The 12,486-nt window shown below is 51.1% G+C and carries 9 protein-coding genes and 1 pseudogene; 3 read left to right on the top strand and 7 right to left on the bottom strand.

All coding sequences use genetic code 11. The annotated features are described in order from the left end of the window. Positions 1–90: 90 nt before the first annotated feature. Together hisD and hisC are read left to right on the top strand one after the other, a co-directional pair. Positions 91–1,401 carry a histidinol dehydrogenase gene (gene hisD, locus AC4IFB_RS00310; RefSeq protein WP_490779045.1) on the top strand — a complete coding sequence of 437 codons (1,311 nt, stop codon included), beginning with the start codon at positions 91–93 and terminating at the stop codon, positions 1,399–1,401. Between the two features lie 5 nt (positions 1,402–1,406). Continuing rightward, entirely contained in the window at positions 1,407–2,462 is a 1,056-nt protein-coding gene (hisC, locus tag AC4IFB_RS00305) for a histidinol-phosphate transaminase (protein WP_490775899.1), read from the top strand. Positions 2,463–2,919: 457 nt separating this feature from the next. On the opposite strand, the pseudogene AC4IFB_RS00300 reads toward hisC, so the two are convergent. Together AC4IFB_RS00300 and AC4IFB_RS00295 are read right to left on the bottom strand one after the other, a co-directional pair. Continuing rightward, positions 2,920–3,033, bottom strand: a pseudogene (locus tag AC4IFB_RS00300) (fructosamine kinase family protein); the annotation flags it as partial. A 125-nt stretch (positions 3,034–3,158) separates the two neighbouring features. Next, positions 3,159–4,037: a fructosamine kinase family protein gene (locus tag AC4IFB_RS00295; protein ID WP_490779044.1), complete on the bottom strand. Its 879-nt coding sequence runs from the start codon at positions 4,035–4,037 to the stop codon at positions 3,159–3,161. Positions 4,038–4,375: 338 nt separating this feature from the next. Between AC4IFB_RS00295 and AC4IFB_RS00290 the strand changes: the two genes are divergently transcribed. Further along, entirely contained in the window at positions 4,376–6,574 is a 2,199-nt protein-coding gene (locus AC4IFB_RS00290) for a primosomal protein N' (RefSeq protein WP_490779043.1), read from the top strand. Positions 6,575–6,879: 305 nt separating this feature from the next. Here the strand turns inward: AC4IFB_RS00290 and phoU are convergent, their stop codons facing one another. The 5 genes from phoU to AC4IFB_RS00265 all read right to left on the bottom strand — a co-directional run bounded on the left by phoU (position 6,880) and on the right by AC4IFB_RS00265 (position 12,316). Beyond that, positions 6,880–7,608, bottom strand: coding sequence for a phosphate signaling complex protein PhoU (phoU, locus tag AC4IFB_RS00285; protein ID WP_490775902.1), 729 nt, complete (start codon positions 7,606–7,608; stop codon positions 6,880–6,882). A gap of 18 nt (positions 7,609–7,626) precedes the next feature. Further along, positions 7,627–8,487: a phosphate ABC transporter ATP-binding protein PstB gene (pstB, locus tag AC4IFB_RS00280; protein WP_490775903.1), complete on the bottom strand. Its 861-nt coding sequence runs from the start codon at positions 8,485–8,487 to the stop codon at positions 7,627–7,629. Between the two features lie 33 nt (positions 8,488–8,520). Continuing rightward, positions 8,521–9,819, bottom strand: coding sequence for a phosphate ABC transporter permease PstA (gene pstA, locus AC4IFB_RS00275; protein WP_490775904.1), 1,299 nt, complete (start codon positions 9,817–9,819; stop codon positions 8,521–8,523). Continuing rightward, a complete protein-coding gene (gene pstC, locus AC4IFB_RS00270; RefSeq protein ID WP_490779042.1) occupies positions 9,812–11,194 on the bottom strand; it encodes a phosphate ABC transporter permease subunit PstC in 1,383 nt (460 codons plus the stop codon). The genes pstA and pstC overlap by 8 nt, the downstream gene beginning before the upstream one ends. A gap of 78 nt (positions 11,195–11,272) precedes the next feature. Continuing rightward, entirely contained in the window at positions 11,273–12,316 is a 1,044-nt protein-coding gene (locus AC4IFB_RS00265) for a PstS family phosphate ABC transporter substrate-binding protein (RefSeq protein WP_490775906.1), read from the bottom strand. Between the last annotated feature and the right edge of the window lie 170 nt (positions 12,317–12,486).

The following is a 12,486-nucleotide window of genomic DNA, read 5'->3' as shown; positions in this document are numbered from 1 at the left end:
CCTTAAAACTACCAGCCATCTGGTTTTTTTATTAAATCGGAATTTCTCATTCTTCAAAGGTGTACGACCACCAAATACGAGAACCTAAACATGAGTGAAATACGCCAACTCTCGACCAGTAACAGTGACTTCATGCAGCAGCTTGATGCCCTGCTTGCCTGGGAGTCGGTTTCGGACACAGCAGTCAATGATACGGTCAATCAGATTATCCAGGAGATCCGCAAACGGGGTAATGCCGCACTGCTCGAATACACCCAGCGCTTCGACCGCTGGCAAGCAGACGGGGATGATGGCCTGCAAATTTCCCTCAGCCGTTTAGAACAAGCCTGGGAGACCATTCCTCAAGAGCAACAGACTGCACTTCAACTCTCTGCGGAACGGATTCGTGCTTATGCTGAACGTCAACTGATGGACTCCTGGTCCTATACTGAAGCAGACGGCACTCTTCTGGGACAACAGGTCACCCCCCTCGACCGGGTCGGACTCTATGTGCCTGGTGGTAAAGCAGCTTATCCCTCATCGGTGCTGATGAATGCAATCCCCGCCAAAGTCGCTGGGGTCGCCGAGCTGATCATGGTGGTGCCCACACCAGATGGAGATCTCAATGAGTTGGTACTGGCTGCAGCCCATGTCTCAGGTGTCGATAAGGTATTTGCAGTAGGGGGCGCCCAGGCTGTTGCAGCCCTTGCTTATGGCACAGAAACCATCCCGCCAGTCGATAAGATCGTGGGCCCGGGCAACATCTATGTCGCCACGGCAAAACGTGCAGTCTTCGGGCAGGTCGGTATCGACATGGTAGCTGGGCCATCGGAAATTCTGATCGTCTGTGATGGAAAAACCGATCCGGACTGGATCGCTATGGATCTTTTCTCCCAGGCAGAACATGACGAGGATGCGCAGTCGATCCTGTTATCTCCTGATGGGGAGTATCTGCGTCAGGTAAAGGCCAGTATCGACAAACTTCTACCTACCATGGAGCGGCAGGAGATCATTGCCACAGCGTTGAGTACACGCGGTGCACTTATCGAAGTCAAAGACATGGATGAAGCTGTGGATGTCGCCAACCACATCGCCCCGGAGCATCTAGAACTCTCAGTCGACGAACCACAAAAGATGGCCGAGCGTATACGCCACGCCGGTGCGATCTTCATGGGTCGCCATACTGCAGAGGCAATGGGTGATTACTGTGCAGGCCCCAATCATGTCTTGCCCACATCCAGAACTGCCCGCTTCTCCTCGCCTTTGGGGGTTTATGATTTCCAGAAGCGTTCAAGCCTGATCATGGCATCACCAGAGGGGGCAGACAGTTTGGCAAGAACTTCATCTGTGATGGCAAGAGGTGAGGGTTTGACTGCACATGCCCAATCCGCAGAGTACCGATTCAAAGCAGACAAGGACTGATCCTGATGAACCCCTTTTGGAGCCCGGCGATCGAAAAGCTCTCGCCCTACATACCGGGGGAGCAGCCGAAAATCGACAACCTGGTAAAACTTAATACCAACGAGAATCCCTATGCCCCCTCGCCACGGGTAATCGAAGCGATCCGGGAGGCCGCCAATAAGGATCTCAGACGTTATCCTGAACCCGATTCAGAACAATTGCGTAAAGTTGTAGCAGACTACTACCAGCTTAATGCCAACCAGGTGTTTATCGGTAACGGTTCAGATGAGGTACTTGCACACGCTTTTTTTGCTCTGTTTCAACAGCCCCGTCCACTACTGTTTCCTGAGATCACCTATAGCTTCTACCCAGTCTATTGCGGTCTGTATGGTATCGACTACAAGACCATGCCACTGGCGGAAGATTTCACCCTCGATCTGGAACCGTATGCAGTGGAGAACGGCGGCATCATTTTCCCCAACCCCAACGCGCCTACCGGGCGAGTGCTGGGATTAGAGGCGATTGAAAGAGTACTGATTAAAAATCAGAACTCTGCGGTAGTGGTTGATGAGGCCTACATCGATTTTGGTGGAGAGAGTGCAGTCAGCCTGATTAACAGCTACCCCAATCTGCTGGTGGTTCAGACATTGTCAAAGTCCCGCTCACTGGCCGGGTTGCGGATCGGCATTGCCTTGGGGGATGCCGGCTTGATCGAAGGGTTGATCAGGGTAAAAGACAGTTTCAACTCTTACCCGATGGATAGCATAGGGGCAAAGGCAGCCATCGCCTCTTTCCAGGATGAGAAATATTTTCAACAGATCCGCCAACAGATAATCAGTTCACGGGAAGCCTTGAGCGATGAACTTACTGGACTGGGCTTCAAGGTACTCCCCTCCGCAGCGAATTTTGTTTTTGCCACCCATCCAGAGCAAGTGGCTCAGACCCTCTCAACAAAATTGCGTGAGCAGGGCGTCATTGTGCGCCACTTTAAACAACCCCGCATTCAGGACTACCTGCGTATTACTGTCGGTACGCCGGATGAGAATCAACGGTTACTCGAGGTTTTGAGAGAGATTCTCTGATTGCTGCCTGAATCCGTAGTCTGTGATGCCTCAGGAGAAGTGCCCTGCACTTCTTGAATATGATTCCAGTATGCGTAATCTGGGTAGCTCTTTGGAATTCACCCTCCATAATCCGTAGCCTGGATGGAGTGTAACGGAATCCGGGGGAATCGCGCTCCAGCCTTCCTGGATTCCGTTGCACTCCATCCAGGCTACATTTCAGAGTGTGTGGTGCGGTCCCTACACTTCCGCCAGCAGGCGTTCGATCATCCCTTCAGCCTAACCGAGATAACCTCAACCAAACAGATTAAGGTGGTAGAGGTTATAGAGAACCTTACCTGCCGAATATCCCGGAGATTGACCAACTCAGTCCGTAGCCTGGATGGAGTGCAACGGAATCCGGGGGAATCGCGCTCCAGCCTTCCTGGATTCCGCTGCACTCCATCCAGGCTACATTACAGAGTGTGTGGTGCGGTCCCTACACTTCTGCCAGCAGGCGTTCGATCATCCCTTCAGCCTGACCAAGATATCCTCCACCAAACAGATTAAGGTGGTTGAGGTTATAGAGAACCTTACCTGCCGAATATCCCGGAGATTGACCAACTCAGTCCGTAGCCTGGATGGAGTGCAACGGAATCCGGGGGGAATCGCGCTCCAACCTTCCTGGATTCCGTTGCACTCCATCCAGGCTACATTTCAGAGTGTGTGGTGCGTACCCTACACTTCTGCCAACAGGCGTTCGATCATCCCTTCAGCCTGACCAAGATACCCACCGCCAAAAAGATTGAGGTGGTTGAGTATGTGGTAGAGGTTATAAAGAACCTTTCGTGTTGAATATCCCGGCGAGAGTGGCCAGCTCTCCCGGTAGGCGTCATAAAAGCGGTTTCCGAATCCACCAAACAGCTCAGTCATCGCCAGATCAGCTTCCCGGTCACCACAGTAGACAGCCGGGTCGTAAATCACCGGCTGCCCAGATCGATCATAGGCGAGATTTCCACCCCACAAATCCCCATGCAGCAAGGAGGGTGCCGGCTGATGCTCCAACAACAGCTGAAACCCTTCCAACAATCGTTCCCCTTTCCGCTGTAGATTGCCCGAAAAACCATTACTGGCTGCCAATTTCAGTTGAAACCCCAGACGCTGATCACGCCAGAATTTCACCCAATTCTCATTTATCCGGTTCGGTTGCGGCGTCGAGCCGATGGTATTGTCCCGATGCCAGCCAAAGTGTGGCTGACTGATCTTATGCATCTCCGCAAGCTGTCGGCCTGCAAGTTCAGGCCCCTCTCTACTGCCATGCTCAAACTCTATAAACTCCATTGCCAAGTAGGATTGATCACCACAAAGCCCACTACAGATCGGTTTAGGTACCCTTATGGTCAGGGTATCAGAGAGCGCTTTTAGCCCTTCAGATTCTGCTTCAAACATATCCAGCAGAGCCGACTGGTTAAGTTTGACAAAAAATGTCTTCTCGCCATCGGTCAGGCGAACCCCAATATTGATACAACCACCGCCGATAGATTTTGGCTCCAAAGGATTAAAGGGTGCACCAATAGATTGAGAGATGTGCTGCGCGATAATTTGCCACTGATTCATGGATAACCCCTTTCCGATGCCTACAATCGGCACTATATAGAGCCCACAACTACCCGGATTTATTCACATACTGCTGATATTGCATCGCAACATTATTCACTATACGAATTTCATTACTATTAGAAGTGGTTAATATACTATAACTGCTTGTTAATTATAGTGTTAGCCAAACTGACAAAAAAATAGTCAAATTAACAGGAAACCAATAAACACAAGGCTTTGGCACTTCTATACCATAAATGTCCACAAAGTTATCCACAGCTCTTGTGGAAAAAAAAGTGGCCTCTGACTGTAGAGATTTTGGCGCCTAGCCAGCGGCAACATGATAGAGTCTCGCCATGGATTCGGATCCCATTCTTCAGATCGCTCTCGCTGGGCCACTTCGCGGTTGTTTTGACTACTTACCGCCCAAAGATCAAGCCACTTCCCCGCTCCCCGGATGTCGTTTCCAGGTACCGTTCGGGCGCAGCAGTCGAGTCGGAGTTCTGATCGCACTCACCGACAAAAGCACACTACCAACCACTAAACTGAAACGGGCTATCAGCCAACTCGACCCAATCCCACTACTCCAGCCCGCTGATCTGCGCTTGTTGCGCTGGGCCTCTGAATATTATGAACATCCATTGGGTGATGTGATATTTCACGCCCTACCGGTCAACCTGAGAAAAAAACTCACCCAGGGAGAGACAAAACCAACGGGATTGCGTTTAACCGAAGCTGGTCAGAAGCTGCAACCTGAGAGCCTATCAAGGGCACCCAAGCAGCAATCTTTGATTGAAGCACTGCAACAACACCCAGACGGCTTACTAAAAAGCCAACTCGTAACAGACTTTGGCGCAACCCCATCAGTACTCCGTGCGTTACAGGAAAAGGGGTTAGCTACACCTTGCAACCCGCCCCCAACACCAGTTGCGGCAATTGAAGGCTTTCAACTGAACCCTCAACAGTCAAATGCCGTTGAGTCCGTCCGCAAAAAACTGGATGGCTTCCATGCCTTTCTTCTGAATGGTGTTACCGGTAGTGGCAAGACAGAGGTCTATCTACACCTTGTTGAATCTGTTCTGGCCAAAGACAGACAAACCTTGATTCTGGTTCCTGAGATCGGCCTCACCCCACAGCTACTGCAAAGATTTCGTCAACGAATTGGTCACGAAGTGGCCGTTATGCACTCTGGGCTGGCTGATGGTGAGCGTGAAAAAGTATGGCACGCAATGCGACAGGCCCAGCAACGGGTATTGATCGGCACCCGATCGGCGATATTCACACCACTACCCAGATTGGGGCTTATTATTGTTGATGAAGAGCACGACCTCTCCTACAAACAACAGGAGGGGTTTCGTTACTCCGCCAGAGATCTCTCCCTGGTTCGCGCCCAGCAGACCGGCTGCCCTGTACTCCTCGGCTCTGCCACCCCTTCCCTGGAATCATTGAGAAATGTTCAAGAGGGGCGCTACCATCAGCTGGAACTACCCCATCGAGCAGCCAACGCAAGCCTACCGAAACTGCAACTGATCGATATTCGCGATGCGCCGATTAAAGGTGGTCTCTCCCCTGCCCTGATCAAGCAACTCAAACAGACGCTGGATGCGGGCGAACAAGCGATACTGTTTCTGAATCGTCGCGGTTATGCGCCGATGCTGACCTGTCATGCCTGCGGCTGGCTGACCGACTGCCCACGATGCGATGCCCGTATGACGCATCATCGACATCAACACCTGCTCTGGTGTCACCATTGCGGTCATCAACAAAGGGTACCTGCACAATGTCCCAGCTGTGGCAGTCCAGATCTACGCCCTGTTGGCCAGGGTACAGAGCGGGTTGAAGAGACCCTGCAGAAGCTCTTTCCGGGTACCGGGCTGGCCCGTATCGACCGCGACTCGACAAGTCGAAAAGGGGCGCTGGAGAAGTTGCTGGCAGAGATTCATACAGGGAAAACTCCGTTACTGATTGGCACACAAATGCTGGCAAAAGGGCACCATTTTCCGGCGGTTACCCTGGTTGCTATTCTGGATGTTGATCAGGGTCTGTTTGGGGCAGACTTCAGAGCTGGAGAACGGATGGCGCAATTGATTCTGCAAGTTGCCGGTAGAGCAGGAAGAGCCGAACGACCTGGTAAGGTTTTGATCCAGACCCGCCACTCCGACCACCCCTTGATGCAACTGCTGATTCAACAGGGTTACCCCGGTTTTGCCAAGGAGGCGCTAGAGGAGAGGGCGTTGGCCATGCTACCGCCTTTCACCCATCAGATCCTGATTCGTGCCGATTCAAACCGGCAAGACTCTCCAGAGCTGTTTCTAAAGGAGTTGTTACAGACCTGCCAACAACTACCCAGCGCCGCAACACTTGAGTTTTGGGGACCGGTGCCAGCACCAATGGAGAGACGTGCAGGCAAAACCAGAGCCCATCTGCTGATTCAGTCAGCACAACGACAACCACTGCATCGCTGGCTTTCTGAGGCTATCCATCTGTTTGGAGATCTATCCCATGCCCGCAGGGTTCGCTGGTCCGTGGACGTTGATCCACAAGAGATGCTTTAAACCACTACTATTAACCCGGCGACTAAGTATGTCGTCTTCAGACTTGAAACCCCTAACAATATGATTTTTTAAAAGACAGGCCGAAGTGTGCCTGCCTGCAGACTTAAAAGAATCTTCAACACACCAATATCAATTTAGTAATCCAGTTTCCCTAAAAGATGGTGCAGAGCAGCGCCATTTATTTCAACGTCATTTACTTATATTGATTGCTAATCTCATTTTATTTAGCTTAGATTATCCGCACAATTTTCATGGATGAGAAGGATTACCCATCTTAAATGGCTATTGAAACTCAATCAGGGAACTTACAACCGAGCGGCTTGAATCTCATCTGAGATCGCCTGAATATCTTCGTGACGTACATCCTTCCCGGTAACCAGAAAGATCACAAAACCACCGATATTCTTAGCATGTCCACCGATACGCTCCAGGGCACGAAGTGCCAGAACAATATCAACAACAGAGCCAACATTGCGGGAGTCTTCCATGATGAAGGTTGAGAGGCGACGCAGACTTCCCCTGAAATCTTCGTAGAGTTTCTTATCCATCTGAATCACTTCCAACGCCTTGTCCAGATCGAGCTCGATGAAGGCCTGCAGAGAGATGCCCAGCATCTCATCAACAAACTCTGCCATATCATAGATATCGTGCAGAATCTCTTTGTTGGGTGGATTTTTACCGTTGTCATAAAAGTGGATGGTAAGATTGGCGATCTTTCTTGCTTCATCACCCACTCGTTCCAGATCTGCCACGGTTTTTTGCACCGTGAGAATATCCCGCAGATCCTTGGCCATCGGTTGACGTTTGGCGATCAGACGAATGATCTCTTCATCAGCTTGAACATCGATCTCATTAAGCTTGCGATCACGATCAATCACCTGACCCGCAGCTTTTGGATCCTCATCCTTCAATGTCTGGATCGCTCTGCGTAACTGATCCTGACCCAGGTTACCTATATCCAGAACCAGCTTGTTCAGATGCTTCAGCTCAGTGCTATAGGCCTTTACGATATGTCCGTTTGTCATCTCATTCATTACAGATCAACCCTGGTATTAGCCAAATCGGCCAGTGATGTAGTCTTCAGTCAGTTTGTGTCGCGGTGAAGTAAAGATCTGATCGGTTTCGCCAACCTCGATCAGTTTACCCAGATGGAAGTAGGCAGTGCGTTGACTGACACGGGCGGCCTGCTGCATGGAGTGGGTAACGATGGCGATGGTGAAGTTCTCACGCAACTCATCGATCAACTCTTCGATCTTAGCTGTCGCGATGGGATCAAGCGCTGAGCAGGGTTCATCCATCAGGATAACCTCAGGACTGACCGCAATCGCACGTGCGATACAGAGTCTTTGCTGCTGCCCACCGGATAGACCAGTACCCGGTTGATCGAGACGATCCTTTACCTCTTCCCAGAGACCCGCTTTCTGCAGTGAGTGCTCTACAATAGAATCCAGGTGCGGCTTGTCATCACTCAGTCCGTGAATTCTGGGACCGTAGGCAATGTTGTCATAGATCGATTTCGGAAATGGGTTGGGTTTCTGGAACACCATGCCAACACTGGCCCGCAGTGGCACCACATCCAATCCACCGTCATAGATATCCATCTCATCCATTTTAATCGAACCGGTCACCCGACAGATATCGATGGTGTCATTCATACGATTGAGGCAGCGCAGGAAGGTCGACTTACCACAACCTGATGGACCAATCATCGATATCACCTGGTTTTTACCTATATCCAGACTGACATCAAAAATGGCCTGCTTCTCGCCGTAGTAGACGTTCACATTACGACAGGTCATCCGCGGGTCTTCGACATAGATCTCGCCAACAGTTCCTTCGTTGCTTGTATTCTCAGTTACCGCAGCAACGGCACCAGTCTTCACACCAGCATTGGCGGCACTTGTATCATTCATAACTTGTTCCACAGTGTCCTCACTTACGCCGGCTTACCAGCGACGTTCAAATTTCTTTCTCAGCCATACCGCCAGCAGATTCATGCTGATGAGAAAGGCCAGCAGTACCATAATTGCCGCAGATGTACGCTCTACAAACGCCCGTTCCGGACTGTCTGCCCACAGATAGATCTGCACAGGCAACACAGCCGAGGGATCCATCACGCTACCCGGAATATCGACGATGAAGGCCACCATACCGATCATCAACAACGGTGCCGTTTCACCCAATGCTTGCGCCATGCCGATTATGGTACCGGTCAACATACCCGGCATCGCCAATGGCACAACATGATGTGTAACGGTCTGCATCGGTGAAGCACCTATACCCAGTGCAGCTTCCCGAATTGAGGGAGGAACAGACTTCAGTGCAGCACGACTGGCAATAATGATCGTGGGCAGCGTCATCAATGCCAGCACAAGTCCACCAACTACCGGTACCGATCTCGGGAGGCCGAAAAAGTTGATGAATACTGCCAGACCTAACAGACCGAATACGATTGAAGGTACAGCTGCCAGATTATTGATGTTCACCTCTATCAGATCAGTCCAACGGTTCCTGGGAGCAAACTCCTCAAGGTAAACCGCCGCGGCAACACCAACGGGAAATGCGATTGACAGACATATGATCAAAGTGAAGAAGGAACCGAATGCGGCACCTTTGATACCTGACAGCTCCGGCTCTCTGGAGTCACCGGCAGTGAAGAAGGTAGTATTGAAACGCTTCTCTACACGATTCTGCTCTTGCAGCTCATGGATCCAGGCAAGCTGATTGTCCTTGATACGCCGATCGCTCTCTGGAAGCAGCAGGTCGATATGTCCTTTAATCAACATATCCACATCGTCATCGGCCGCCACCCAGAGCTCACCTTTAGTGCCGATCAGCTCGGGATTGCTCATCACCCTGTCTCTGAGTACATAAGAGGCGCCGGTACTGATCAGTCCATAGAGAACTTTTTTCTCACGACGGTTGTTCACATCAGGAAACATCTGACGCATCGTGGCCTTGATCACACCACCGTAGTTTGCCCCCGAAAGCACATCTTGATCGGTCTCACCAACCGGGGCAATCAGCTCCGGATCATAAAACACATCCAGCTTCACATAGGTCTGCTGAAAAGCGGTATAACCGTTCGAAAAAATTGTGATGAAGAGAAACGATACAAACAAGAGACCGAGCATGATCGCGCCCAGTCCAAGCCAGCGAAAGTGTCTCTCCTTGCGATAACGGCGATCCAGCCCCTTTTGAACCCTGTCCATGGTCCTATCATGTTGTTGCTGCTGATTATTCATACTGTTCCCGATACTTGCGAACGATGTGCAGTGCGATCATGTTGAGCGCTAGAGTGATGACAAACAGCACCAGCGCCAGGGCAAACGCAGCCAGGGTCTTGGCACTATCGAATTCCTGATCCCCTACCAGCAAGGTGACGATCTGAACGGTAACTGTGGTTACTGCTTCCAGAGGGTTCGCTGTGAGGTTGGCAGAGAGGCCGGCGGCCATCACCACAATCATGGTCTCACCGATAGCACGGGAAACGGCCAACAGCACACCACCGACGATACCAGGGAGTGCCGCAGGTATGATCACGTTGCGGATAGTTTCAGAACGGGTGGCGCCCAATCCGTACGCGCCGTCGCGCATCGCCTGAGGTACCGCGTTTATGACATCGTCAGAGAGGGATGAGACAAAGGGAATTATCATGATGCCCATCACCACTCCGGCGGCCAGTGCCGATTCAGAGGAGACGGTCAATCCAATGTCGGTACCAAGATCTCGGAAGAAGGGGGCCACGGTAAGTGCGGCGAAGAATCCATAAACCACTGTGGGAATACCTGCCAAAACCTCCAATACCGGCTTTGCCAGGGTACGGAAACTTTTACTCGCATACTCGGCCATGTAGATTGCAGACATCAAGCCGATAGGTACGGCGACAACCATTGCAATCAGGGTAATCAACATTGTGCCCGCAAACAGGGGAATCGATCCGAATACACCGGATGAACCCACCTGATCAGGCCGAATGGCGGTTTGGGGTGACCACTCCAAACCGAACAGAAATTCTGTGACTGGGATCTGTTGAAAGAATCTGACTGATTCAAACAGTACCGACAACACGATACCTATCGTGGTGAAGATCGCCAGTGTTGAACTTGAGAGCAGAAAGAAGTTAATCGCTTTTTCAACCCGGTTTCGCGCCCTCTGCTCACGGGTAATAGTGCGCTGAGCCCAGAGGCCGGCCAGGATAGCGACGCTCAGCGCCACAACGAATAGCGCCATGTGGCTGATATCCATCAGGCTGCTATAGTGGTCTGCCGCCTGCTGCATGGTCTGATCCACTGTCGAGGAGACGATATCACCCTGAGAGAGATTACGAACGTCGTTAAGCACCAGATTGAGACGTTCGGGAGGCAGCTCCTGCACCTCCTGTGGAAGCGATTCCACCACCATTCCGGTGACCACTGTCTCTTCAAATGAGATCCAGAGAGATAGTAGGATCAAAGCCGGAATACCGCACCACATAGCGGTCTGCATTCCATAGTAAGAGGGTAGAGAATGAAGATCACGTACTCTTCCCCCAACAAGAGTGAGAGAACGTTTACGTCCAAAGTAGTAGGCCAATGACATCAGGCCTAGCAACATAATAATCAGTGTCGATGTATGCATCTTTCTTCTCTACCCAGAAAAAAACGGCTACTTGCTGTTAAACAAGTAGCCGCTCCTTGCAGCCAAAGCGTCAGTAAATTAGAGCTTCAGAGGCTTCATAGCTTCGATGTCGCTCTTGAACGCTTTGCGCTCTTCGGTAGGCATTGGGATCAGGCCCTTGTCAGCCAGATAACCCTCTTCACCCCAGGCTTTGTCGCTGCTGAACTCAGCCAGATACTCAACGATGCCAGGGATTTTGCCCATGTGTGCTTTCTTCACGTAGAAGTAGAGCGGACGAGAGACTGGGTAGCTGCCATCAGCAATCAGTTCGAAAGTCGGGGCAACGCCGTCGATCAGAGAACCCTGTACCTTGTCGGAGTTCTGATCCAGGAAGCTGTAACCGAACACACCCAGTGCGCCTTTGTTGGCTTCCAGTTTCTGCACGATCAGGTTGTCGTTCTCGCCAGCTTCGATGTATTTGCCGTCTTCACGAACAGTATGGCAAAGTGACTTGTAAGCCTTTTTGTCCTTTTTCTTCATGGCTTTGATCCAATCGACCTTTTTACAGCCACCTTCTAGTGCCAGCTCAGCGAAAGCGTCACGGGTACCGGATGTTGGAGGAGGACCCAGTACTTCGATCGCCATATCAGGCAGATCCTTGTTGACCTCTTTCCAAGTGTTGTAAGGGTTGGCAACCAGCTTGCCGCTGGTAGGATCTTTAGGATCTGGAACTTGCTTAGCCAGGGCCAGGAAGATGTCCTTACGGGTTACTTTGAACAGCGGGGCCTTCTTGGAGTTGGCCAGAGCGATGCCGTCGTAACCGACCTTAACTTCGATGATATCGTTTATGCCGTTGCCTGCGCAGCGCTCTACTTCAGAGCTCTTGATGCGACGGGAAGCATTGGTGATATCAGGATGCTCTACGCCAACACCTGCGCAGAACAATTTCAAACCACCACCAGAACCGGTAGATTCGATCTTTGGGGTTTTGAATTTGGTGGTTTTGCCGAACTGCTCAGCAACCACGGTAGCAAAAGGATATACGGTCGAGGAACCAACTACACTTATGTAGTCGCGGGCGGAGGCCATGCTCACAAAACCGGTCAGCGAGAGTGCGACCGCTGCTGAAATCAGCTTCTTCATAGTTTTTCTCTCCTTCGAGAATGTAGCCAACAGTGTGGCGAGACGTCTTAATCAGGTGTGCAGAGGATAGGCGGAAAAGATGAATACTGGATGAGAATTAGATGACAGTTTTATTACACTAAAACGTACTACCGCCTCCTGAACAGGAGGACAGCAGGTAGATAAACTTA

The organism is Candidatus Thiodiazotropha sp. AKIB8 (genome assembly GCF_058244675.1).
Note: the sequence above shows the minus strand (reverse complement) of the source record. Positions and strands in the feature narration are given on the sequence as shown.

Coding starts and splice junctions, on each gene's coding strand:
- hisD (WP_490779045.1), top strand. CDS start 91: ATGAGTGAAATACGCCAACTCTCGACCAGTAACAGTGACTTCATGCAG.
- pstA (WP_490775904.1), bottom strand. CDS start 9,819: ATGAATAATCAGCAGCAACAACATGATAGGACCATGGACAGGGTTCAA.
- AC4IFB_RS00295 (WP_490779044.1), bottom strand. CDS start 4,037: ATGAATCAGTGGCAAATTATCGCGCAGCACATCTCTCAATCTATTGGT.
- AC4IFB_RS00265 (WP_490775906.1), bottom strand. CDS start 12,316: ATGAAGAAGCTGATTTCAGCAGCGGTCGCACTCTCGCTGACCGGTTTT.
- hisC (WP_490775899.1), top strand. CDS start 1,407: ATGAACCCCTTTTGGAGCCCGGCGATCGAAAAGCTCTCGCCCTACATA.
- AC4IFB_RS00290 (WP_490779043.1), top strand. CDS start 4,376: ATGGATTCGGATCCCATTCTTCAGATCGCTCTCGCTGGGCCACTTCGC.
- pstB (WP_490775903.1), bottom strand. CDS start 8,487: ATGAATGATACAAGTGCCGCCAATGCTGGTGTGAAGACTGGTGCCGTT.
- phoU (WP_490775902.1), bottom strand. CDS start 7,608: ATGAATGAGATGACAAACGGACATATCGTAAAGGCCTATAGCACTGAG.
- pstC (WP_490779042.1), bottom strand. CDS start 11,194: ATGCATACATCGACACTGATTATTATGTTGCTAGGCCTGATGTCATTG.